Source organism: Pseudomonas sp. JS425, from assembly GCF_018223845.1.
Lineage (GTDB): Bacteria > Pseudomonadota > Gammaproteobacteria > Pseudomonadales > Pseudomonadaceae > Aquipseudomonas > Aquipseudomonas asiatica.
The window spans coordinates 3,991,352-4,011,112 of the sequence record NZ_CP073661.1 but is presented as its reverse complement, the minus strand read 5'-3'; the positions used below and the strand labels follow the sequence as shown (position 1 = coordinate 4,011,112).

At 61.5% G+C, this 19,761-nt stretch carries 24 protein-coding genes and 1 tRNA gene; 11 read left to right on the top strand and 14 right to left on the bottom strand.

Going from position 1 to position 19,761, the window contains the following annotated elements:
- Positions 1-234 precede the first annotated feature (234 nt).
- Together KDB76_RS18655 and adhP are read right to left on the bottom strand one after the other, a co-directional pair.
- Positions 235-471, bottom strand: coding sequence for a hypothetical protein (locus KDB76_RS18655; protein ID WP_013973199.1), 237 nt, complete (start codon positions 469-471; stop codon positions 235-237).
- Between the two features lie 165 nt (positions 472-636).
- Entirely contained in the window at positions 637-1,647 is a 1,011-nt protein-coding gene (gene adhP, locus KDB76_RS18650; protein ID WP_013973198.1) for an alcohol dehydrogenase AdhP, read from the bottom strand.
- 459 nt (positions 1,648-2,106) lie between these two features.
- On the opposite strand from adhP, the gene KDB76_RS18645 reads away from it, so the two are divergent.
- On the top strand, positions 2,107-2,304 hold the full coding sequence (locus KDB76_RS18645) for a hypothetical protein (protein WP_013973197.1): 198 nt from the start codon (positions 2,107-2,109) through the stop codon (positions 2,302-2,304).
- Between the two features lies 1 nt (position 2,305).
- Here KDB76_RS18645 and KDB76_RS18640 read toward each other — a convergent pair whose 3' ends face one another.
- Both KDB76_RS18640 and KDB76_RS18635 read right to left on the bottom strand, forming a co-directional pair.
- Entirely contained in the window at positions 2,306-2,719 is a 414-nt protein-coding gene (locus KDB76_RS18640; RefSeq protein WP_015270882.1) for a DoxX family protein, read from the bottom strand.
- 105 nt (positions 2,720-2,824) lie between these two features.
- Positions 2,825-2,909, bottom strand: a tRNA-Leu gene (locus KDB76_RS18635).
- A 202-nt stretch (positions 2,910-3,111) separates the two neighbouring features.
- On the opposite strand from KDB76_RS18635, the gene KDB76_RS18630 reads away from it, so the two are divergent.
- From KDB76_RS18630 to KDB76_RS18615, 4 genes are read left to right on the top strand one after another with little or no spacing between them, the layout of a single operon-like run.
- The gene (locus KDB76_RS18630) at positions 3,112-3,387 is read left to right on the top strand and encodes a hypothetical protein (protein ID WP_024087373.1); all 276 of its coding nucleotides are present in this window, start codon (positions 3,112-3,114) and stop codon (positions 3,385-3,387) included.
- A 42-nt stretch (positions 3,388-3,429) separates the two neighbouring features.
- Complete coding sequence (locus KDB76_RS18625; protein WP_038409938.1) at positions 3,430-4,590, top strand: ATP-binding protein; 1,161 nt, start codon at positions 3,430-3,432, stop codon at positions 4,588-4,590.
- A gap of 6 nt (positions 4,591-4,596) precedes the next feature.
- On the top strand, positions 4,597-6,042 hold the full coding sequence (locus tag KDB76_RS18620) for an ATPase domain-containing protein (RefSeq protein WP_013973193.1): 1,446 nt from the start codon (positions 4,597-4,599) through the stop codon (positions 6,040-6,042).
- Positions 6,043-6,053: 11 nt separating this feature from the next.
- Positions 6,054-6,407: a response regulator gene (locus tag KDB76_RS18615; RefSeq protein ID WP_013973192.1), complete on the top strand. Its 354-nt coding sequence runs from the start codon at positions 6,054-6,056 to the stop codon at positions 6,405-6,407.
- A 45-nt stretch (positions 6,408-6,452) separates the two neighbouring features.
- Here KDB76_RS18615 and csrA read toward each other — a convergent pair whose 3' ends face one another.
- The 8 genes from csrA to KDB76_RS18575 all read right to left on the bottom strand — a co-directional run bounded on the left by csrA (position 6,453) and on the right by KDB76_RS18575 (position 12,321).
- A complete protein-coding gene (gene csrA, locus KDB76_RS18610) occupies positions 6,453-6,650 on the bottom strand; it encodes a carbon storage regulator CsrA (protein ID WP_004375914.1) in 198 nt (65 codons plus the stop codon).
- A gap of 253 nt (positions 6,651-6,903) precedes the next feature.
- Complete coding sequence (locus KDB76_RS18605; protein ID WP_013973191.1) at positions 6,904-7,926, bottom strand: DNA topoisomerase IB; 1,023 nt, start codon at positions 7,924-7,926, stop codon at positions 6,904-6,906.
- 57 nt (positions 7,927-7,983) lie between these two features.
- The gene (modC, locus tag KDB76_RS18600) at positions 7,984-9,075 is read right to left on the bottom strand and encodes a molybdenum ABC transporter ATP-binding protein (RefSeq protein ID WP_038409937.1); all 1,092 of its coding nucleotides are present in this window, start codon (positions 9,073-9,075) and stop codon (positions 7,984-7,986) included.
- A gap of 1 nt (position 9,076) precedes the next feature.
- Positions 9,077-9,757, bottom strand: a complete 681-nt coding sequence (modB, locus tag KDB76_RS18595; protein ID WP_013973189.1) for a molybdate ABC transporter permease subunit — start codon at positions 9,755-9,757, stop codon at positions 9,077-9,079.
- Complete coding sequence (gene modA, locus KDB76_RS18590) at positions 9,757-10,515, bottom strand: molybdate ABC transporter substrate-binding protein (RefSeq protein ID WP_023662423.1); 759 nt, start codon at positions 10,513-10,515, stop codon at positions 9,757-9,759. The genes modB and modA overlap by 1 nt, the downstream gene beginning before the upstream one ends.
- A gap of 193 nt (positions 10,516-10,708) precedes the next feature.
- Positions 10,709-11,797 (bottom strand): nitronate monooxygenase, encoded by a 1,089-nt coding sequence (locus KDB76_RS18585; protein ID WP_038409936.1) that lies wholly within the window; start codon positions 11,795-11,797, stop codon positions 10,709-10,711.
- A 43-nt stretch (positions 11,798-11,840) separates the two neighbouring features.
- The gene (locus tag KDB76_RS18580) at positions 11,841-12,011 is read right to left on the bottom strand and encodes a hypothetical protein (RefSeq protein WP_013973186.1); all 171 of its coding nucleotides are present in this window, start codon (positions 12,009-12,011) and stop codon (positions 11,841-11,843) included.
- A 7-nt stretch (positions 12,012-12,018) separates the two neighbouring features.
- Positions 12,019-12,321: a DUF1883 domain-containing protein gene (locus KDB76_RS18575; RefSeq protein WP_004375922.1), complete on the bottom strand. Its 303-nt coding sequence runs from the start codon at positions 12,319-12,321 to the stop codon at positions 12,019-12,021.
- A 160-nt stretch (positions 12,322-12,481) separates the two neighbouring features.
- On the opposite strand from KDB76_RS18575, the gene KDB76_RS18570 reads away from it, so the two are divergent.
- The 5 genes from KDB76_RS18570 to gorA all read left to right on the top strand — a co-directional run bounded on the left by KDB76_RS18570 (position 12,482) and on the right by gorA (position 17,166).
- Positions 12,482-12,841 carry a hypothetical protein gene (locus KDB76_RS18570; RefSeq protein WP_024087369.1) on the top strand — a complete coding sequence of 120 codons (360 nt, stop codon included), beginning with the start codon at positions 12,482-12,484 and terminating at the stop codon, positions 12,839-12,841.
- Positions 12,842-12,918: 77 nt separating this feature from the next.
- Complete coding sequence (locus KDB76_RS18565) at positions 12,919-13,569, top strand: c-type cytochrome (protein ID WP_023662562.1); 651 nt, start codon at positions 12,919-12,921, stop codon at positions 13,567-13,569.
- A complete protein-coding gene (locus tag KDB76_RS18560) occupies positions 13,566-14,480 on the top strand; it encodes a c-type cytochrome (protein WP_013973182.1) in 915 nt (304 codons plus the stop codon). The genes KDB76_RS18565 and KDB76_RS18560 overlap by 4 nt, the downstream gene beginning before the upstream one ends.
- 302 nt (positions 14,481-14,782) lie before the next feature.
- A complete protein-coding gene (gene galU / locus KDB76_RS18555) occupies positions 14,783-15,622 on the top strand; it encodes a UTP--glucose-1-phosphate uridylyltransferase GalU (RefSeq protein WP_013973181.1) in 840 nt (279 codons plus the stop codon).
- Between the two features lie 188 nt (positions 15,623-15,810).
- Entirely contained in the window at positions 15,811-17,166 is a 1,356-nt protein-coding gene (gene gorA / locus KDB76_RS18550) for a glutathione-disulfide reductase (protein WP_013973180.1), read from the top strand.
- A gap of 64 nt (positions 17,167-17,230) precedes the next feature.
- Here gorA and KDB76_RS18545 read toward each other — a convergent pair whose 3' ends face one another.
- Complete coding sequence (locus tag KDB76_RS18545) at positions 17,231-18,061, bottom strand: IS3 family transposase (RefSeq protein ID WP_249206227.1); 831 nt, start codon at positions 18,059-18,061, stop codon at positions 17,231-17,233.
- Positions 18,062-18,069: 8 nt separating this feature from the next.
- Complete coding sequence (locus KDB76_RS29905) at positions 18,070-18,378, bottom strand: transposase (protein ID WP_024086157.1); 309 nt, start codon at positions 18,376-18,378, stop codon at positions 18,070-18,072.
- A gap of 278 nt (positions 18,379-18,656) precedes the next feature.
- On the opposite strand from KDB76_RS29905, the gene KDB76_RS18540 reads away from it, so the two are divergent.
- Positions 18,657-19,604, top strand: coding sequence for an IS110 family transposase (locus tag KDB76_RS18540; RefSeq protein ID WP_038408539.1), 948 nt, complete (start codon positions 18,657-18,659; stop codon positions 19,602-19,604).
- Positions 19,605-19,761: the final 157 nt, after the last annotated feature.

Sequence of the window (19,761 nt, the reverse complement as noted above, 5' to 3'; positions counted from 1 at the left end):
GACCCACGGCGGACACTGATCCAAAGCTCTGTAGTCAGTACCGGCCTCATCGCCGGCAAGCCGGCTCCCACAGGAATATCACCAGCCTTCAGGCATGCGCTGTACCTGTGGGAGCCGCGCTTGCCGGCGATGGGCCGCGAAGCGGCCCTGGTTACAGATTTCCGCTATGGGTCGATAGCTGTCTGTCGCCTACGGCCCTAGGATCCATCGCCCGCCGCTCCGCCCATTCAAACGCTAGCCTTCAGGCGGGGATATCCCACAAACGAATTCATCCGATCCCAGGCGGTGCGAGCCGAACTCCACAACATAGCCTGCCCCGCGGCGCACCGCCTCGGCCCTGGCGGTCCTCTGGTCGGCAAACACATCGACGAAATGCCAGGGATGCCGGTCTCTCAGTACGCCCCATCCAAGTACCCAGCCGTCGTTGTCCGGGTCGGGTGGCAGGTTTTTCGCCAAGCTGCGGATGCCCATACGTTCACTCCGATGTGCTAGCCAGTCTTCTGCTTGCGAACCGACTACAAACCACGACTTGGATAAAATCGTGTATCAAGCATAGCGCTTACCTGAAACCAGGACCTAAGGCGCGCCCATTTCAGGGTAGTGTGCGCTGCACCAATAGCCAGCGCACATGGGTCATCACCCCTCGAACTGAATCACCATCCGCCCTTTGATCTTGCCCTCCAGCATCTCATCGAAGATCTGGTTGATATCCTCGATCGGTCGCAGAGTCACCTTCGGCACCACTTTCCCTTCCGCCGCAAACTGGAAAGCTTCCTGCAGGTCCTGGCGGGTACCGACCAGCGAGCCGATCACTTCGATACCGTCCAGCACCAGGCGAGGGATGTTCAGGTTCATGGCTTCCGACGGCAGGCCGACCGCAACCAGGCGGCCACCCGCACGCAGGGCGTCAACGGCCGAGTTGAAGGCAGCCTTGGCAACGGCGGTAACCACGGCGGCATGGGCGCCACCGGTCTTGGCCTGGATGACCTTGGCGGCATCCTCGGTGCGTGAGTTTATGACCAGGTCAGCGCCCATCTCGCTGGCGAAGCGCAGTTGCTCTTCGTTGACGTCGATGGCGATCACTTTGGCGTTGAAGACGTTCTTGGCATATTGCAGGGCAAGGTTGCCCAGGCCGCCGAGGCCGTAGATGGCGATCCATTGGCCGGGGCGGATGTTGGAGATCTTCACCGCCTTGTAGGTGGTGACGCCGGCGCAGGTAATACTGCTGGCGGCAGCGGAGTCGAGCCCGTCGGGCACTTTGACCGAGTAGTCGGCCTTGACGATGCAGGCTTCGGCCATGCCGCCGTCCACGGTGTAGCCGGAGTTCTTCACTTCGCGGCACAGGGTTTCGTTGCCGCTGTTGCAATACTCGCAATGCCCGCAGCCCTGGTAGAACCAGGCCACGCTGGCGCGGTCGCCCGGTTTGAGCGAGGTGACGCCTGGCCCTACTGCCTGGACCACGCCGATGCCTTCGTGACCTAGCACCACACCGGTCTTGTCACCGAAGTCGCCATTTTTCACATGCAGGTCGGTGTGGCACACACCGCAGCATTGCATCTTCAGCAGCGCTTCACCGTGCTCGAGGGGGCGCAGGGTTTTCTCCACCACTTCCACGCGACGGCCTGGTGCAACAACAGCAGCTTTCATACGAGCCTCCGTATCCTGTTCCGAATGGGCTTGCTTATCGCCGGCTAAGCATAGCCCTGGGCCGATACGGTAAAACTGCCTCAGGTCATGGTCAGAGGCACTGTGCATGCCACAAAAAGAAAAGCCCGCGGCAACGATGCGGCGGGCTGTAGGAACATAGGGAGCAGGTTCAGTGTGCCCAGCGGGATGTCAGCATTTTGTGAAGCTCAGGTGATGGACTTGTCATGCATGGCTCAGCTCGAGGGTGGCCAGCATGGGCCGGGTTCCATGTGATTTCACTGCACTGGACGGAGGGGGAGTGGCAGCAATAAAAAAGCCCGCCGGGTATGGCGGGCAAGCAACGTTTGAAGGGAGAGCCTGCAGCTTGGGTCTGGCCGGTTAACCCAGCATTAAGCGGTAATGCATTGACCTGTGCAGCCGATCCGCCTATACAGGCCTGCCACCAGCCCAGGAGTCAGCATGCGCGACGAAGATGACCTGCACGAACCCGAACATGATCACCTGCTTGATCACGAATTCCTCTACGACGACACTGAAGCAGAAGCCGATGCCCGAGGCGTCGAGGATGACATCGAGGAGGACGAAGAAACGCTGGATGACCTTGATGAAGAAGAGCGTGATCACCCAGCCTGGTTCGACGACCGCGAAGACGACTGACTCAGCGCCCGTCCACCGAAAAACGCCCGGGGCCGCTTACCGCCAGTAACAACATGCCGCCCATGATGCTGAGGTTTTTCAGGAACTGGGTCATGTTGGCGCTGCGCTCAGGGTCGACCATGTTCCAGAACGGGTGGCCCAGCAGCGCCGTGCCCAGCACGAACAACGCAAACAGGAAGGCCAGAGGCCGGGTGTAGAAACCGAGGATCAGCAGTATGCCGACGGCGAATTCCATGAGCACGGCTACTGCCGCTGCCAACATGGGGGCAGGAGCGCCCAGTGAAGTCATGTAGCCGACCGTGCCTTCGAACCCGGTCAGCTTGCCCCAGCCAGACAAGACGAACAGGATCATCAGCAGCACACGGGCAATCAGGATAATGATGTCGCGTTGACCATCGAACAGGGAGTAGCGCATGGCGGCGTTCCAGTGGACGGGTTCAAGCTCCACTCTAGCAGCTGCGCAACACCTTGCAGGCGGGCAGCAAAAAGGCGCCGCGAGGGCGCCTTTTGCGAAGAAATTTGGTGCGAGTGGCGGGACTCGAACCCGCAAGGCTCACGCCGACAGATTTTAAGTCTGCTGTGTATACCAATTCCACCACACTCGCACGCTTGAAGGGGCCGTAACGACCAGCTCGCTTCTAAGCAGAAGGGCTTCGCAATCAAGCGCGCTTTATAACCCATTGTTATAGTTGAGTCAACCACAGCGCCTATGATCAACAGAATGAAGGGTCGATCGAATGGGCAATTGACACCTTGCTGTCATTACGCCACTGTTGCCCTTTTATTGGATCCAAAGAGTGTGCGGTGATGACTCTGTCCGATACTTCCGAGCGTATCGTGCACCCACGGCTGTTGTGGCGACTTTTGTTCGTGCTGGTCGTCGTGCTGGCGGCATTTCTCTACCTGAGCCTGATCAGCCTGGGTGGTTATCTGTTGATGCTGGGGTTCGATGCCGAACACTCTCAACCGCAGCGGCTAATGGCCCTGGCCGGTGGCGGGCTTATCCTGCTGGTCGGCTTGTGGCTGCTGAAAGTGGCGATGCCTCGGCGCATCAGCCCTGTGCTGGTTGAGCCTGGGCGTTGAACCTCGCAATGTTTTCCCTCCTGCTGTGCCGGTGGAGTTCGCATGGTCTCAGCTGACTGTCTCGATCACCCTGTCATGCCTGCCCACCGCTATGAACAGCTGGTTCAGTCGGTGGTGGATTACGCCATTTACATGCTCGATCCTTCCGGCAATGTGGTGTCGTGGAACGCAGGCGCGCAACGTATCAAGGGGTACCGTGCCGATGAAGTGATCGGCCAGCATTTCTCGTTGTTCTTCACTCCGCAGGATTGCACCGAGGGCCGCCCGGAGCGCTTGCTGCGCCAGGCGCTGGAGCAGGGCGTGGCGCAGGATGAGGGCTGGCGCGTACGCAAAGATGGCACGCAGTTCTGGGCGCTGGCCGCCCTGGATGTGATTCGCGATGACCAGGGCCAGATTGTCGGCCTGGCCAAAGTGACCCGGGACATCACCGACCGCCGCGAGTCGGCGCTGCAACTGGACGCGGTGCGCGCCCAGCTGTTCCAGGCACAGAAGCTGGAGGCCCTGGGCCAGTTGACCGGTGGCCTGGCGCACGACTTCAACAACATGTTGACCATCATCATCAGCTCGGCGCGCCTGGCGCTGGCCACCCAGGACCCGGCACGCGCCCAGCGCATGCTGCAGCATATTCTCGATGCCGGGCAGCGGGGCACCGAACTGACCCAGCAGCTGCTCAGCTTTGCCCGCCATCGCAAGCTTGATGTGACTTGCGTCGCCCCGGCGGACCTTGTTGCTGCCACCCGTGGTCTTCTGGAGCATGCGCTGCCTGGTTCGATCGACCTGAAGGTGCTGTTGCAACCGGACCTGCCCCTGATCGAGGTGGATGCCGGGCAATTGCAGATGGTGCTGCTCAACCTGTTGTTCAATGCCCGCGATGCCATCACGGGGCAGGGCCGGATCGGCTTGACCGTCGATGTGGTCGAACTGACTGGCGAGGTGGAGGGCCTGCGCGGCGGGTTTGTGCGTTTCGAGGTCGAAGACACCGGCGAGGGCATCGCGCCAGCGGTACTGCCGCGGATCTTCGAACCATTTTTCACTACCAAGCCCTTTGGCAAGGGGACTGGCCTGGGCCTCAGCCAGGTGTATGGTTTTGCCAGGCAGAGCGGTGGTGCCATTTGCGTCGACAGTGAGCCCGGCCGGGGAACTTGCATGCAGCTTTACTTGCCAATCTATCAGGGCCAGACGGACAGCCAACTCGACAGGTAGAACACCATGGCACAGGCACTCAGGCGGCTGGTGACGGGGATCGATGGGCTCGATGCGTTGCTCCAGGGTGGCTTGGTCGCTGGCGCGTCCTACATCATTCAGGGCCCGCCGGGGGCTGGCAAGACCATCCTCGCCAATCAGCTGGCCTGCGGGCATGTGCGCGGTGGTGGCCGGGTGCTGGTGGCCACGTTGCTCAGCGAGTCGCACGAGCGGCTGTTCCAGTACCTGGCGACCCTGGAGTTCTTCGACCCGGCGCTGGTCGGTGATCCGATCCAGTTCGTCAGTGCCTTCGATACCCTGGAGCAGGAAGGCCTGGACGCCGTGGTACGGCTGCTGCGTCAGGAAATCGCCCGCCAACAGGCCAGCCTGCTGATCGTCGATGGCGTGCTAAATGCCCGGGTGCGTGCGGAAACCGCGCTGGATACCAAGAAATTCGTCTCTGAACTACAGGGCCATGCGGCCTTTGCGGGCTGCACCGTGCTGCTGCTGACCAGCGCCCGGCTGGAAGAGGGTAGCCCGGAGCACACGATGGTCGACGGGGTGATCGAACTGGGCGAGCAACTGTTTGGCAGCCGCGCCGTGCGTCATATCCAGCTGCGCAAGACGCGGGGCAGTGCGGCGTTGTCGGGGCGCCATGAATGCCTCATCGATGAAACCGGCATGCATGTGTACCCGCGCCTGGAGTCACTGTTCAGCCACCCCAGCCAGGCGGGCAGCGCCACCTTGGAGCGCATCGGCAGCGGGGTGGCGACCCTGGATGAAATGCTCGGTGGCGGCCTGGCCACGGGCTCGGTCAGCCTGCTGATCGGGCCCTCGGGTATTGGCAAGACGTCATTGGGCCTGGCATTTCTCGGTGCCAGCAGCCTGCAGGCGCCGGGGCTGCATTTCGGCTTTTACGAAACGCCGGAGCGCCTGCGTATCAAGGCCGCTTCGCTGGGTTACGATTTTGCAGCCATGGAGCAGGCTGGCATCCTGCAGCTTTGCTGGCAACCGACTACCGAGGGCCTGCTGGACCAGGTCGGTGCGCGCCTGCTCGAGCGGGTCGAAGCGCAAGGCAGCAAGCGCGTGCTGATCGACAGCCTGGGGGCGTTCAGCCGCCTGGCCATCGACCCGGCGCGGCTCAATGCGTTTTTCCGCGCCTTGGTCGGCGAACTGCGCGCGCGCGATGTCAGCGTGATGCTGACCTGGGAAATGCGCGACATTTTCGGCGCGGAAATCAGCGCCCCAGCCCCGGACCTGTCGAGCATCGTCGACAACTTGATGCTGATGCGCTTCGTCGAGCTGGATTCGCAGCTGCGGCGCATGCTGTCGATCCTCAAGGTGCGTGACAGCCACCATGACCCTGCCTTGCACGAGCTGCTGATCGGGCCGCAGGGCATTACCCTGCGCAAGGCGTTCGAAGGTGCTTGCGGTGTGCTTTCGGGAACGCCGGTGCCGCAGGGAAGCGGGTGACGGGGCGGGCGATGAACACCATCCTGATCGTCGATGACGAGTACCTGATTGCCGACATTCTCGGTTTTGCCCTGGAGGACGAGGGTTTTCTGGTGGAAAAGGCGAGCAACGGCTGCAAGGCGCTGGAGGCCCTGAAGGAAAAGCGCGTTCAGCTGGTCATCACCGACTACATGATGCCACTGCTCAACGGCGAGGAGCTTGTGCGCTCGATGCGTGAAGACCCGGCTTTGAGCGAGTTGCCGGTCATCCTCATGAGTGGCGCGCAGGCCAATCAGGGATGCCCGGAACTGTTCGCCGCGGTGTTCGACAAACCGTTCGACATGGACTGTATGATCGCCAAGGTGCACGAACTGCTAGGCACCTGAAGCGCGGGGCGATCAGGCGCGTCCGTGCGGCTTGAGGCAGGTCGCTCAGTGCGAGTCGTCGTGCTTTTCCGGGGCCGGGCTGCCGGCCTGGATACGCTTGAAAATCTCTTCTCGATGGACCTGGACGTCTTTCGGTGCATCGATACCGATCCTCACCTGCATCCCTTTGACGCCCAGAATGGTGACTTTGATGTCATCGTTGATGACGATGCTTTCGCCAACCTTGCGGGTGAGTATCAGCATGTAGTTCTCCTTGGTGATGTAAAAGTCCGTCGGGCTAGTTGCCACGGCGGCGGGAGCTTGTCCCTCTTCCTTCTCATTAAAGACGCTTTCGGCGGATAGTAATTCCCCGACAGACAAATTCTGTTGCGTGTCTTCAGTCGCAGGTGCCGAAGCAAACCGCCAGCGGTTTGTCGGCCAAGGTGCTCGGTGGCAAGAATAGGGGGCTTGGCGGCCAATGGGAAATTTCTTCGCATCATGGTCTGAATAGACCGGGTTAATGGTCATCCTGTTCCTCGAGTGCCTGAAGAAATAACAGCAAGGCTACTTCTTCACGGTCCAGGCCTTTGCGCACACGGTTCTTCGGCAAGTTGGCCAGGCGCCCCAGGGCATAGTGTTCAAGTACAGCCGGGTGAATGTAGCAGCGCCTGCACACTGCCGGTGTATTGCCCAGGCGTGATGCTACCTGGCGGACGATGGCGGCGACCTGGCGCTTGGCTTCGCTCTCGGGCTCCCAGGCCAAGGGCCTCAGCAGGTCCAGGGCGAGGCTGCTACCGGCCCAGGTGCGGTAGTCCTTGGCGGTGAAGTCGGCACCGGTCAGCTGCTGCAGAAACTGGTTGACCTCGCTGGAGCCGACGCTATGGCGCTGGCCGTCGTCGTCCAGGTACTGGAACAACGCTTGGCCGGGCAGCTCCATGCAGCGCTTGAGCAAGTTGGCCAGGCGCCGATCGTTGAGGCTGACGTTGTGCTCGACGCCGCGCTTGCCGCGGAACTGGAAGCGGATGCTGCTGCCCTTCACCTCGACATGGCGGTTGCGCAGGGTGGTCAGTCCATAGGACTGGTTGTCACGCAGGTAGCGCTGGTTGCCGATGCGGATCAGGGTGTGGTCCAGCAGGCTGATCACCAGCGCCATCACCTTTTCCCGGTCCAGGCCTGGCCGGGCAAGGTGGTCGTGCAGCTGTGCGCGCAATTTCGGCAGGGCCTGGGCAAACGCCAGCATGCGCCCGTACTTGTGCTGGTCGCGTATTTCGCGCCACTGCGCGTGGTAGCGGTATTGCTTGCGGCCACGGGCATCGCGACCTGTGGCTTGCAGGTGGCCTTGCGGGTCGGCGCAGATCCACACCTCGGTATAGGCCGGGGGGATTGCCAGTGCAGCGATGCGGGCAAGGGTATCGCTGTCGCGCACTCGTTGGCCGTCGGCATCCAGGTAGATGAAGCGCCCTCTCCAGCGCCTCCGGGTAAGGCCCGGCTGGCTGTCGTCGACGTAGTGCAGGGTGCGCGGCAGGGGGCAGTCAAGCATGGTTGGCAGGCCTCGATCAGGTCACTGATCAATGGACACCAGCGACGTGGCCGATGCTCAGCCCAGCAGTGCCACCGACTTGATCTGGGCAAACAGCACCTGGCCCGGGTGCAGGCCGAGCTGGTCTGCCGAGAAGCGGGTGATGCGCGCGAGCAAGGCGTTGCCGCCAGCATCCAGGCTGACCAGTACATGGGCCGGGTTGGCGGCCGGGCGGCTTTCGCGCACGCGCACCGGCAAGCGGTTGAGAATGCTCGAAGTGCTGTCGGCTACCAGGGCCAGGCTGACGTCACGCGCCTGCACCTTGACCCGCAAGGTGCTGCCCATCACCTGGGCAGGGTGGGTGATACGCAACAGCGGCCCGTCGTTTCCGGGCAGGCGCAGGTCGAGCAGGTCGTAGTGCGCGTCGTGTGCCACCACCAGGCCTTCGAACACCACCCCGGCATCCTCGCCCTCGGCCAGCGACAGGTCGAGACGGGCCAGGGTGTCGCCGATCGGGCCGCTGGCCACTGCCTGGCCTTGCTCCAGCAACACCAGGTGGTCGGCCAGCCGAGCCACTTCCTCCTGGGCATGGCTGACATATACCAGCGGGATGTCCAGTTCGCCATGCAGACGCTCCAGGTAGGGCAGGATCTCGCGCTTGCGCGGCCCGTCCAGTGCAGCCAGCGGCTCGTCCATCAACAGCAGGCGCGGGCTGCTGAGCAGGGCGCGGGCAATGCCTACCCGCTGCGCCTCGCCACCAGACAGGGTCGTCGACCGGCGTGCCAGCAAGTGGCCGATGCCCAGCAGTTGGCAGGCCTGGTCTAGGCTGACCTTGCGCTGGGCAGCGGCCACCCGGCGCCAACCGAACTCCAGGTTGCCGCGTACCGACAGGTGCGGGAACAGGCTGGCCTCCTGGAACACGTAGCCTACCGGGCGCAGGTGTGGTGCCAGGAAGAAGCCGCGGGCGCTGTCTTCCCAGATTTCGCCGTTGACTTCGATGTAGGCGCTGCCGGCCCGCTCCAGCCCGGCCAGGCAACGCAGGCAGCTGGTCTTGCCAGAGCCGGAGTGGCCGAACAACGCACTGATGCCGCGGCCGGGCAGGTGCAGGTCTACGTCCAGGGTGAAGTCGTCGCGCGCCAGTTTCAGGCGCGCCACAATCGATGTGCTCATTTCAGCTCCAGCCAGCCTTGCCGCGGCGTCCTGCGTACAGCAGGAGCAGTACCAGGAACGAGAACACCAGCATGGCACCTGCCAGCCAGTGTGCTTGCGAATAGGCCATGGCCTCGACATGATCGAAGATCTGCACCGAGACCACGCGTGTCTTGTCGGGGATGTTGCCGCCAATCATCAACACCACGCCGAACTCGCCCACCGTGTGGGCGAAACCGAGGATGCTGGCGGTGATGAAGCCTGGGCGGGCCAGCGGCAGCACTACGTGGATGAAGGTGTCCCAGGGGCTGGCGCGCAGCGTTGCGGCCACTTCCAGCGGGCGCTGGCCAATGGCGCCGAAGGCATTCTGCAGCGGCTGGACCACGAACGGCATGGAGTAGATCACCGAGCCGATCACCAGGCCGGTAAAACTGAACACCACGCTGCCCAAACCCAGCGCCTGGGTCGCCTGGCCCAGCCAGCCATGCGGGCCGAGGGCGATCAGCAGGTAGAAACCGATCACTGTGGGTGGCAGTACCAGCGGCAAGGCCACCACCGCGCCCACCGGCCCGCGCAGCCACGAGCGCGTGCGCGCCAGCCACCAGGCGATGGGCGTGCCGACGATCAGCAGGATGAGGGTGGTCATGCTGGCCAGTTTCACGGTCAGCCAGATGGCACCCAGGTCACTGGCATCCAGTGGCATCAGATTTCATAACCGTAGGATTTGATCACTGCCGCGGCTTTCGGGCCTTTCAGGTAGTCGACCAGGGCCTTGGCGGCGGGGTTGTCCTTGCCTTTTTCAAGGATTACCGCGTCCTGGCGGATGGGTTCGTGCAGGGACGAGGGAACGATCCAGGCCGAACCGCTTTCGACCTTGCCGTCCTTGTAGATTTGCGAAAGGGCGACAAAGCCCAGTTCGGCGTTGCCGGTGGATACGAACTGGAACGCCTGGGTAATGTTCTGCCCTTCGACCAGCTTGGGCCGGGTGGCTTCGGTCAGCTTCAGCTTGTCCAGCACCTGGGTGGCGGCCAGGCCGTAGGGCGCGGTTTTCGGGTTGGCAATGGACAGGTGCTTGAACTGGTTGTTCTTCAGCACTTCGCCGTTGGCGTCGACATAGCCGGGCTTGGCCGACCACAGCGCCAGGGTGCCGATGGCGTAGGTGAAGCGTGAGCCTGGGGCAATTGCGTTTTCCTGCTCGAGCTTGGCTGGGGTGCTGTCGTCGGCAGCGAGAAATACCTCGAACGGCGCGCCATTCTTGATTTGTGCATAGAACTGGCCGGTGGCGCCATAGGCAGCGACCAGCTTGTGGCCAGTGTCTTTCTCGAAGTCCTTGGCAATGGCCTGGATAGGGGCTGTGAAGTTCGCTGCGACCGCGACCTGGACTTCATCGGCCCAGGCAGTGTTGAAGGCAAGCAGGCTGGCCAGGGCGGTGGCAGCCAAGTGGGGCGGGCGGATACGCATGAAGACAGCTCCTTGGGGCTTATCGTTATATCCTTAACTATATAGCGATAGGCCGTGGGCCGGGAAGGGGGCAGGATGATGCATGGCCAGGTCCGGCCCCTTCGCGGGCTTGCCCGCACACAGTACTGCGCAGCATTCAAAATCAGTGGTGAACCTGTGGGAGCGGGCAAGCCCGCGAAGAGGCCGAACCTGCTTATGCAGACGCCTGGCGGCCGATCACTGCCAGCGCCTTTTCGGCAATCTCCCGGGTCAACTCACCCGCCGCCATATGCCTGCCCAGCCGCAACGCCTGCCCCGACCACAGGTTGCTGAAATCGCTATTGCCCTGCGGATCTGTAATCGCCCGCAAAGGCATCAAGGCCCCGCCGGCCAGCGGGAAGTGCGGGGCCAAATCGCTCATCGGCCCCAGCTCGCGCATGATGCGGTTGTTGATGCCACGCGCCGGTCGGCCGGTGAACAGGTTGGTCAGCGCCGTGTCGCTGGCAGGTGCGCTGTCCAGGGCCTGGCGATGCGCCGGCGACACCTTGGCCTCGGGGCAGAACAGGTACGCCGTTCCGATCTGCACTGCCGAAGCACCCAAGGCCAATGCCGCCAACAGGCCGCGGTGGTCAGCAATGCCGCCAGCGGCAATCACCGGCACGCTGACCGCATCGGCCACCTGCGGCACCAGCGCGAAGGTGCCGATCTGGCTGGTGATATCGTCGCTGAGGAACATGCCGCGATGGCCGCCCGCCTCATAGCCCATGGCAATGATCGCATCACAGCCGTGATGCTCCAGCCACACGGCTTCCTCTACTGTAGTGGCGCTGGACAGCACCTTGGTACCACTGGCCTTTACCCGTTGCAGCAGGTCGGCATGGGGCAGGCCGAAGTGGAAGCTCACCACCTCCGGGCGCAGTTGCTCGACCAGCTGGCAGCTCTGTTCGTCGAAAGGCGCCCGGTTGGACACCGGCGTGGGCGCCGTGAAGTCAGCACCCACTTCGCTGTAATAGGGTTCGAGTGCCCGCTTCCAGCGTGCATCGCGCTCGGCATCGGGCGCTGGCGGCTGGTGGCAGAAGAAGTTCAGGTTCAACGGGCGGCCCGGGCAGCCGGCGCGGAAGGCGGCGATCTCGGCGCGCACCTGGTCGCCCGTGAGCATGGCGCAGGGCAGGGCGCCCAAACCGCCCGCCAGGCCCACGGCAGTGGCCATGCCCGAGCCCGTCGCACCGGCCATGGGGGCCTGCAGAATGGGCAACTCGATACCCAGCAGGTCGAGGATGCGGCGGTCGGGCCAGTGGCTCATGCGATTCTCCTTGCGCGGGCGGGCAGTACGGTGGTGCGGGTGTTTACAAGGCTTTGCTGACCTGGATGTCGCTGATCTTCTCGGCGTCTTCGCCGTGAATCTTGCGCAGGGCTTCCAGGGCTTGTTCGAGGGAGGCGTCGGGCATCAATGCGAAGTCCCAGCGGCGCTGGCCGTCGAGCTTGTACTTGATGACGTACTTGGTGGTCTGGGTCATGGTGGCCTTATCTTAGTTTCGACGATGAACGACGGACAATCTTGATCTTGTGGGTCAAGGTTGGCTTGCGGGTGACCGAGATCGGGCGGGTGGTCACGGTATCGATAGTTATGTTCCAGAATCCGGTGCTTGGCACGGTGATCTTCGCCGGGAACTTGTCGAAATGGCCACCGTGGTAGGTATGACGACCGCCGTTCTTGAAGCTGCGGAAGTTGGCGTCGTTCATCAGGCGGATATTGCAGCGCTGGGAGCACTCGATGACGACGATATCGTCCTCGTTCAGGTGCTCGCGCTGGTGTACGAATTTCATGTGATGCTCCGCAAGGATTGGTTCTGCAAAGGCGAAAGATACCACGATGTCGGGTTACACTGCCGCGCTGTTCCGCCAGGCGTAGATAAATCTGCCAAAGCAGGGAGCAAATCGGCCTGGCTGTGGTCGAAGCGGATTCTTGAAGGCAGAGGTGCTGCAAATGAAGTGGATGGTGGCGGCGTTGGCGATGACGCTGGGTGGCTGTGTGAGTGTTACGGAACTGGAACAGTCGCGCGAAACGCTGGATGTAATCTCGGGCAAGTCCCCACGCGCGTATGCCGATTGCGTCAAGCAGAAGCTGGCCGATACCCGCGAGCCGCTGGTGGAAGAGCAGCGTGGCGATGGCCTGCGGCTGATCGTGCCGCAGAAGATCAGCTCGGGTGTGGGTCCGGCGGCGCTGGTGGATATCGACAAGCGTGGCAGCGGCAGCAGCATCAAGCTGCACGAGCGGCTGAACAATTTCCCGCTGCGCCTGGGCGACGTGCGCACCGCAGCCACCCAATGCATTTCCGGTAGTTGATCCAGGGCAACTGATCACGCTCCTTTTGCTTATATGTTTTAAGCCTAAGCTTATAACAATAGAAAAGGAGATTCGTGATGACACCGTTGAATCGCGCCTTGGTCGGCAGCCTGCTGATCCTGGCCTGGCCCACGGCGCATGCCGCCGATGGCCAGAAAGTCTTCACCCAGGGTGGGGCCAACCCTGCCGCCATGGCTTGCCTGGGTTGCCATGGCCCGGACGGCAAGGGCATTGTCGCTGCCGGCTTCCCGCGCCTTGCCGGGCTACCTGCCGCCTACCTTAGCAAGCAACTGCATGACTGGCGCGACGGCAGCCGCAAGCAGCCAGTGATGGAACCGCTTGCCAAGGCCCTGACCGAGGAGGAGATCAAGGCGGTCAGCACCTATTTGGCCAGCCTGCCGGCAGACCCTGCAGGCGACCTGCGCCGCCAGCAGATCGCCGATGATCCCACCACCCGCATGGCCCTGTACGGCGACTGGAGCCGGCAGATTCCTGGCTGCGTGCAATGCCATGGCCCGGGCGGTGGCGGGGTTGGCGAGCATTTCCCGCCCTTGGCCGGTCAGCCCGCGAGTTACCTGGTGGCGCAGCTCAACGCCTGGCGTGACGGCACCCGCAGCAATGACCCCAACCAGCTGATGGTCGGTGTGGCCAAGGCCATGACCGATGACGAGATCAAGGCCGTTGCCGAGTTCTTCGCCCGCCCCGCCAGCCAGGAGGTCACGCCATGAAACCGATGATTCCAGCCCTGCTGCTGCTGGCCATGGGCACCGCACACGCCGCCCAGATAGCCATGGAAGACCAGTCGCAGTTGAAAGTGCCTGGCGTGCAGGCCGCGCCGCAGTTCGTGCCACCAGCGGAAAGCGAGTTGCCTGACAATGCCTTTGGCAAGATGGTACGCGAGGGGCATGCCTTGTTCGTCGACACCCGCAGGTTGATGCCCGAGGCTGTGGGCAACGGCATGAACTGCAGCAACTGCCACCTTGACCAGGGGCGGCTGGCGCATTCCGCGCCGATGTGGGGGGCGTACCCGATGTACCCCGCCTACCGCAAGAAAAATGACAAGGTCAACACCTATGCCGAGCGCATCCAGGGCTGCTTCCAGTTCAGCATGAACGGCAAGCCGCCTGCGGCCGATAGCCCGCAGATGACGGCGCTGGCGGTGTATTCGTACTGGCTGTCGACCAAGGCGCCGACCGGCGTCGAGATTGCCGGGCGCGGGTACCCGGAGGTGCCGCAACCAAAGGGCGGATACGACTTCAAGCGCGGTCAGCAGGTTTATCGCGAGCAGTGTGCGATTTGTCACGGCGACAATGGCGAAGGGCAGAAGGTGGCGGGCGAGTACGTGATGCCGCCGTTGTGGGGCAAGGACTCCTACAACTGGGGCGCCGGCATGCACCGGATCAATACCGCGGCGTCGTTCATCAAGTACAACATGCCGCTGGGCAAGCCGGGCAGCCTTAGCGATCAGCAGGCCTGGGATGTGGCGGCCTGGGTCAATCGCCATGAACGGCCGCAGGACCCGCGGCTGGTGGAAGGCTCCATCGAGAAGACACGGGTGAAGTTCCATGCCAATGACGGGGTGAACCTGTATGGGCAGAAGGTCGATGGTGTGTTGATCGGGCAGGGCACCGGTAGCTGATGTATTGCCTGTACTGGCCTCTTCGCGGGCAAGCCCGCTCCCACAAGGATCACCACAGACTCTGAATGCTGTGCAGTACCTGTGGGAGCGGGCTTGCCCGCGAAGAGGCCAGTACAGGAAACCCCGATTTCCTGTCATCCAACGGTCAAGGATGACAGCAATATTTACGATCCCCCGGAACTATCTACACTAGGTTATCTCTATCTTCCCATCGATCGGCCACAGGTAGGGCATTGTAAGGTGACTGCCGCCTGATTAGACTGCGCCGAATTCCACTGGCCTAGCCTTTTGTAAGGACGTATATGATCAAAAAATGCTTGTTCCCGGCAGCCGGTTACGGCACCCGCTTCCTGCCCGCTACCAAAGCCATGCCCAAGGAAATGCTGCCGGTGGTCAACAAGCCACTGATCCAGTATGGCGTTGAAGAGGCACTGGATGCCGGTCTGAACGAGATCTCCATCGTCACCGGGCGCGGCAAGCGTGCTTTGGAAGACCACTTCGACATCAGCTACGAGCTGGAAAACCAGATCAAGGGCACCGACAAGGAAAAATACCTGGTTGGTATCCGTCGCCTGCTCGACGAGTGCTCGTTCTCCTACACCCGCCAGACCGAAATGAAAGGCCTGGGCCACGCCATCCTGACCGGCCGCCCGCTGATTGGCGACGAGCCGTTCGCCGTGGTGCTGGCGGACGACCTGTGCGTGAACCCGGAGGGTGACGGCGTACTGACCCAGATGGTCAAGCTGTACAACCAGTTCCGTTGCTCGATCGTTGCCATCCAGGAAGTCGATCCGCAGGAAACCAACAAGTACGGCGTGATCGCCGGCGACATGATCCGTGACGACATTTTCCGCGTCACCAACATGGTCGAGAAGCCAAAGCCGGAAGATGCCCCGTCGAACCTGGCGATCATCGGTCGCTACATCCTGACCCCGGACATCTTCGACATCATCGCCAACACCGAGCCGGGCAAAGGTGGCGAGATCCAGATCACCGACGCCCTGATGCAACAGGCGCAGAACGGCTGTGTGATCGCCTACAAGTTCAAAGGCAAGCGTTTCGACTGCGGTGGCGCCGAGGGCTACATCGACGCGACCAACTTCTGCTTCGAGAACTACTACAAGACTGGCAAGGCTTACTGATAAGCCGCTACTTGTATCAAAGCTGATAACTGGGGCTGCTTTGCAGCCCTTCGCGGGCACGCCCGCTCCTACAGGTATTGTGCAGGCCTTCAAGGCTGCGCCGGTACTGTGGGAGCGGGCGGGCCCGCGAAGGGTCGCAAAGCGGCCCCAGTGCGTTATGCTGGGCGCCTGCCTAGGAGAGTGAATACATGGCCTACGATTTTGATCTGTTCGTGATTGGTGCCGGGTCCGGCGGTGTGCGCGCGGCGCGGTTTGCCGCCGGCTTCGGGGCAAAGGTGGCAGTGGCCGAGAGCCGCTACCTGGGCGGCACCTGCGTCAACGTCGGCTGCGTGCCGAAAAAGCTGCTGGTGTACGGCGCACACGTCGCCGACGAACTGGAACAGGCCGCAGGCTTCGGCTGGACCCTGGAAGAAGGGCACTTCGACTGGGGCACCCTGATTGCCAACAAGAACCGGGAAATCGAGCGCCTCAACGGCATCTACCGCAACCTGCTGGTCAACAGCGGGGTTACCTTGCTGCAGGGGCATGCGCGTCTGACCGGTGCCAATGAAGTGGAAGTGGAAGGCCAGCGCTACACCGCCGAGCACATCCTCATCGCCACCGGTGGCTGGCCACAGGTGCCAGACATTCCGGGCAAGGAACTGGCCATCACCTCCAACGAAGCATTCTACCTCAAGGACCTGCCACGCCGGGTGCTGGTGGTGGGCGGTGGCTACATTGCCGTCGAGTTTGCCGGCATCTTCCAGGGCCTGGGGTCGGCTACCACACTGCTGTACCGTGGCGACCTGTTCCTGCGTGGCTTCGACGGTTCGGTGCGCACGCACCTGAAGGAAGAACTGGAAAAGCGCGGCCTTGACCTGCAGTTCAATGCCGACATCCAGCGCATCGACAAGCTCGAGGACGGCAGCCTCAAGGCCACCCTGAAGGATGGCCGCGAGCTGGTCACCGATAGCGTGTTCTATGCCACCGGCCGGCGCCCGATGCTGGACAACCTTGGCCTGGAGAACACCGGCGTCGAGCTGGATGAACGCGGTTATATCCGGGTAGACCCGCAATACCAGACCACCGCGCCGTCGATTCTGGCGATTGGCGATGTGATTGGCCGCGTGCAACTGACCCCGGTGGCACTCGCCGAGGGCATGGCCGTGGCCCGGCGCCTGTTCAAGCCTGAGCAATACCGCCCTGTGGACTACCAGAACATACCCACCGCGGTATTCAGCCAGCCGCCCATCGGCACCGTGGGCCTGACCGAGGAGCAGGCGCTGGAGGCCGGGCACAAGGTGCAGGTATTCGAGAGTCGCTTCCGTGCGATGAAACTGACCCTGACCGACATCCAGGAAAAGACCCTGATGAAGCTGGTGGTCGATGCCGAGACCGACAAGGTGCTGGGCTGCCACATGGTTGGCCCCGACGCCGGCGAGATCATCCAGGGCCTGGGCATTGCCCTGAAGGCCGGTGCGACCAAGCAACAGTTCGACGAAACCATCGGCGTGCACCCGACGGCGGCCGAAGAGTTCGTGACCATGCGCACGGTCACTCGCTGATGCCACTGGCCCCATCGCCGGCAAGCTGTTCTGGTCAAGTATTTCCGGACACCGGTTACGGTGATCAAGCCGCCTGCTGCTCCATAGCTATTGGTGACAGGTAGTCGTTGTAGCTGTGGAGCCTGATTCGGTTGTATCGCATGAAGAAGCTGGTCATGTCCTGCTTGGCTTCTTCAATTTCCTTGTAGCCCTTGGGCGGCACCCATTCTGACTTGAGCGTTCCAAAGAAACGCTCTGTTGGTGCGTTGTCCCAGCATTGTCCCCTGCGACTCATGCTCTGCGTTATGCCATGCTCAAGCAGCTCGGACTGGAAGCGCTGGCTGGTGTATTGGCAGCCTTGATCCGAGTGAAACATCAAGCCTGTATGCTTGCCCCTAACCCCTACTGCCATCCTCAGTGCCTTGCTAACCAAGTTGGCGTCGTTGATCAGGGAAAACGCCCAGCCAACGATCCGACGCGCAAACAAGTCAATCACTACTGCCAGGTGATACCAGCGCTTCCCGACCATCAAACTGGTCACGTCACCGCACCAGACCTGGTTAATTGCTGTTGGCTCAAAGTTGCGTTCGAGCAGGTTCTTGGCCACAAACGCTTCAACACCTTTGGAGCGATTCCGATGAGGACGACGCTGCTTGCTTTCCAGATTTGCCTCCTCCATGAGTTTTCCGGCCAGATACTGTCCCACCTTGAGCTGCTGGGCCTTCAGGTACTCAGAGATCATTCTCGCGCCCGCGCTTCCCCTGCTTTCGACGTGCAGCTGAACTACTTTCTCTCTGAGTTCGTCACGCTTGGTATTCGGTGTTGAACGACGGCGAAGCCAGTCATAAAACGCGCTACGGGATACGCTCAGCGCACTGCAAAGAAGGCTGGTCGGATACGAGCCTGACTCTCTCAGTTCCTCAATCAGGAAAAACGATCGGGATCCGACATCAAGAGAGCCGTAGCCTTTTTTAAGATTTCAGCCTCGGTCTCCAGGCGCTTGATCTTGGCTCGCAGCTGCTGGAGCTCGCGCTGTTCGTCGCTGATCGCTTTGGTACCGGCTACTGGCTGGCCCTTGTGTCGCTCTTTACGCACCTGATCAACCCAGCGGCGCAGGGCTGTAGGGCCGACGTCCATTGAGGCGCAGACGTCGGGAATCGAGCAGTGGTCATCAAGGACCATGCTGGCAGCACGTTGCTTGAACTCGCGGGTGTAGGTCTTTCGTTCTTGCATGGAACCTCCTGATTGGGCGAATCATATCGCCCTTAAGAGGTGTCCGGGATCATTAGGCCAGTTCAAGCCAGCTTGTATGGTTAGACTTGAAGGGAGGAGGAGGGACAAAGCCAGCTTCTGACTGTTAGCGCAGTACAGACCGTGGGAGATCTCGCCCCTCCTCCCTTTTCACCCAAGCGCCGATAAAGAATGCTTCCGGGCTCAGACCGACGAAAGACACAAGCCAGCGCCTCTGGGTGACCCTTCAAGTGCTTCAACACTATCGAGGAGAGTTGCTCATGGCAATGGTGGTTGCTGATTCAAAGCGGCTGATTGGCGTGGATGTGGCCAAAGCGGAACTGGTCATCTGGGACGATGAATCAGCAGAGCTCATAGCAATCCCCAATACCAAAGCAGCTATTAAGAAATGGCTCAAAGGCCTCTCGGGTGCGATGTCCGTGGCCATCGAGGCGACCAACATTTATCACGTTCTGTTTACGGATCTGGCCTTTGAGTTTGGGCATACGATCTACGTGGTAGATGGTTACGCCCTGAGCCATTACCGCAAAGGCGTCAACGTACGCGCTAAGACAGATGCAATTGATGCCCAGCTGTTGGCCCGCTATCTGAAGAACGAAGGACAGGACCTTACGCCTTGGGCGCCGCCACCGGCTATCTATCGACAACTTCTGAGCCTGTTTCGGCGACGTGCGGGACTGGTCCAGGCACGAACCAGCCTGTCTCAGGGATGGGCTAATGAACCGCTACTTAGAGCCGCCTTCAAGACACATCTGCGTGCGATGCAGCGGCTTGAGCTGCTGGTGGAGAAGATGATCAAGGGTCTGCTGGAAAAGGCCGGACTGATGCCTCAGGTAAAGCGCTGCATGAAGGTCGAGGGGATTGGTTTTCTAACGGCTGCACGCCTGACTGCGACGTTTCAGCGTGGCAACTTCAGCGGGGGTGATGCGTTTATCGCCTTTTTGGGTATGGATCTGAGGATTGCGCAGTCGGGGCAGAAAAAAGGGCAATCCAAGCTCACGAAGCGAGGAGACCCCGAAGCTCGACGCCTCCTTCACAACGCAGCCATGTCGGCATGCCGCACGGCAGTATGGAAATCGTACTACGAAGAGCGCCTGGCACGTGGTTTTAGCACGACAGCATCGCTTGTCATGCTCGCACGCAAATTGGCGCGAGTAGTATTTGCCCTACTGAAAAGCGGAGATGAGTATCGGTCAAAAGCCGCTTAAAAAACTTCCCTAAAACCATAGAATCTCCCACAGGGATTGCACAAGTGCAGAGACCTGCGCGGTACCTGTGGGAGCTGGCTTGCCGGCGATGGAGCCCTTGAATGCCCCGCAATCCTTTGCTCAGCCCATTCCCTTCTATCAATTATCCTCGGTTATA

Bases quoted from the DNA above. Each gene is read 5' to 3' on its own strand.
- adhP (WP_013973198.1), bottom strand. From the start codon at position 1,647: ATGAAAGCTGCTGTTGTTGCACCAGGCCGTCGCGTGGAAGTGGTGGAG.
- KDB76_RS18585 (WP_038409936.1), bottom strand. From the start codon at position 11,797: ATGAGCCACTGGCCCGACCGCCGCATCCTCGACCTGCTGGGTATCGAG.
- KDB76_RS18580 (WP_013973186.1), bottom strand. From the start codon at position 12,011: ATGACCCAGACCACCAAGTACGTCATCAAGTACAAGCTCGACGGCCAG.
- csrA (WP_004375914.1), bottom strand. From the start codon at position 6,650: ATGCTGATACTCACCCGCAAGGTTGGCGAAAGCATCGTCATCAACGAT.
- KDB76_RS18645 (WP_013973197.1), top strand. From the start codon at position 2,107: ATGCGCGACGAAGATGACCTGCACGAACCCGAACATGATCACCTGCTT.
- modB (WP_013973189.1), bottom strand. From the start codon at position 9,757: ATGCCACTGGATGCCAGTGACCTGGGTGCCATCTGGCTGACCGTGAAA.
- KDB76_RS18640 (WP_015270882.1), bottom strand. From the start codon at position 2,719: ATGCGCTACTCCCTGTTCGATGGTCAACGCGACATCATTATCCTGATT.
- KDB76_RS18560 (WP_013973182.1), top strand. From the start codon at position 13,566: ATGAAACCGATGATTCCAGCCCTGCTGCTGCTGGCCATGGGCACCGCA.
- KDB76_RS18620 (WP_013973193.1), top strand. From the start codon at position 4,597: ATGGCACAGGCACTCAGGCGGCTGGTGACGGGGATCGATGGGCTCGAT.
- modC (WP_038409937.1), bottom strand. From the start codon at position 9,075: ATGAGCACATCGATTGTGGCGCGCCTGAAACTGGCGCGCGACGACTTC.
- modA (WP_023662423.1), bottom strand. From the start codon at position 10,515: ATGCGTATCCGCCCGCCCCACTTGGCTGCCACCGCCCTGGCCAGCCTG.
- KDB76_RS18570 (WP_024087369.1), top strand. From the start codon at position 12,482: ATGAAGTGGATGGTGGCGGCGTTGGCGATGACGCTGGGTGGCTGTGTG.
- KDB76_RS18575 (WP_004375922.1), bottom strand. From the start codon at position 12,321: ATGAAATTCGTACACCAGCGCGAGCACCTGAACGAGGACGATATCGTC.
- KDB76_RS18540 (WP_038408539.1), top strand. From the start codon at position 18,657: ATGGCAATGGTGGTTGCTGATTCAAAGCGGCTGATTGGCGTGGATGTG.
- KDB76_RS18605 (WP_013973191.1), bottom strand. From the start codon at position 7,926: ATGCTTGACTGCCCCCTGCCGCGCACCCTGCACTACGTCGACGACAGC.
- KDB76_RS18630 (WP_024087373.1), top strand. From the start codon at position 3,112: ATGACTCTGTCCGATACTTCCGAGCGTATCGTGCACCCACGGCTGTTG.
- KDB76_RS29905 (WP_024086157.1), bottom strand. From the start codon at position 18,378: ATGCAAGAACGAAAGACCTACACCCGCGAGTTCAAGCAACGTGCTGCC.
- gorA (WP_013973180.1), top strand. From the start codon at position 15,811: ATGGCCTACGATTTTGATCTGTTCGTGATTGGTGCCGGGTCCGGCGGT.
- KDB76_RS18565 (WP_023662562.1), top strand. From the start codon at position 12,919: ATGACACCGTTGAATCGCGCCTTGGTCGGCAGCCTGCTGATCCTGGCC.
- galU (WP_013973181.1), top strand. From the start codon at position 14,783: ATGATCAAAAAATGCTTGTTCCCGGCAGCCGGTTACGGCACCCGCTTC.
- KDB76_RS18615 (WP_013973192.1), top strand. From the start codon at position 6,054: ATGAACACCATCCTGATCGTCGATGACGAGTACCTGATTGCCGACATT.
- KDB76_RS18625 (WP_038409938.1), top strand. From the start codon at position 3,430: ATGGTCTCAGCTGACTGTCTCGATCACCCTGTCATGCCTGCCCACCGC.
- KDB76_RS18655 (WP_013973199.1), bottom strand. From the start codon at position 471: ATGGGCATCCGCAGCTTGGCGAAAAACCTGCCACCCGACCCGGACAAC.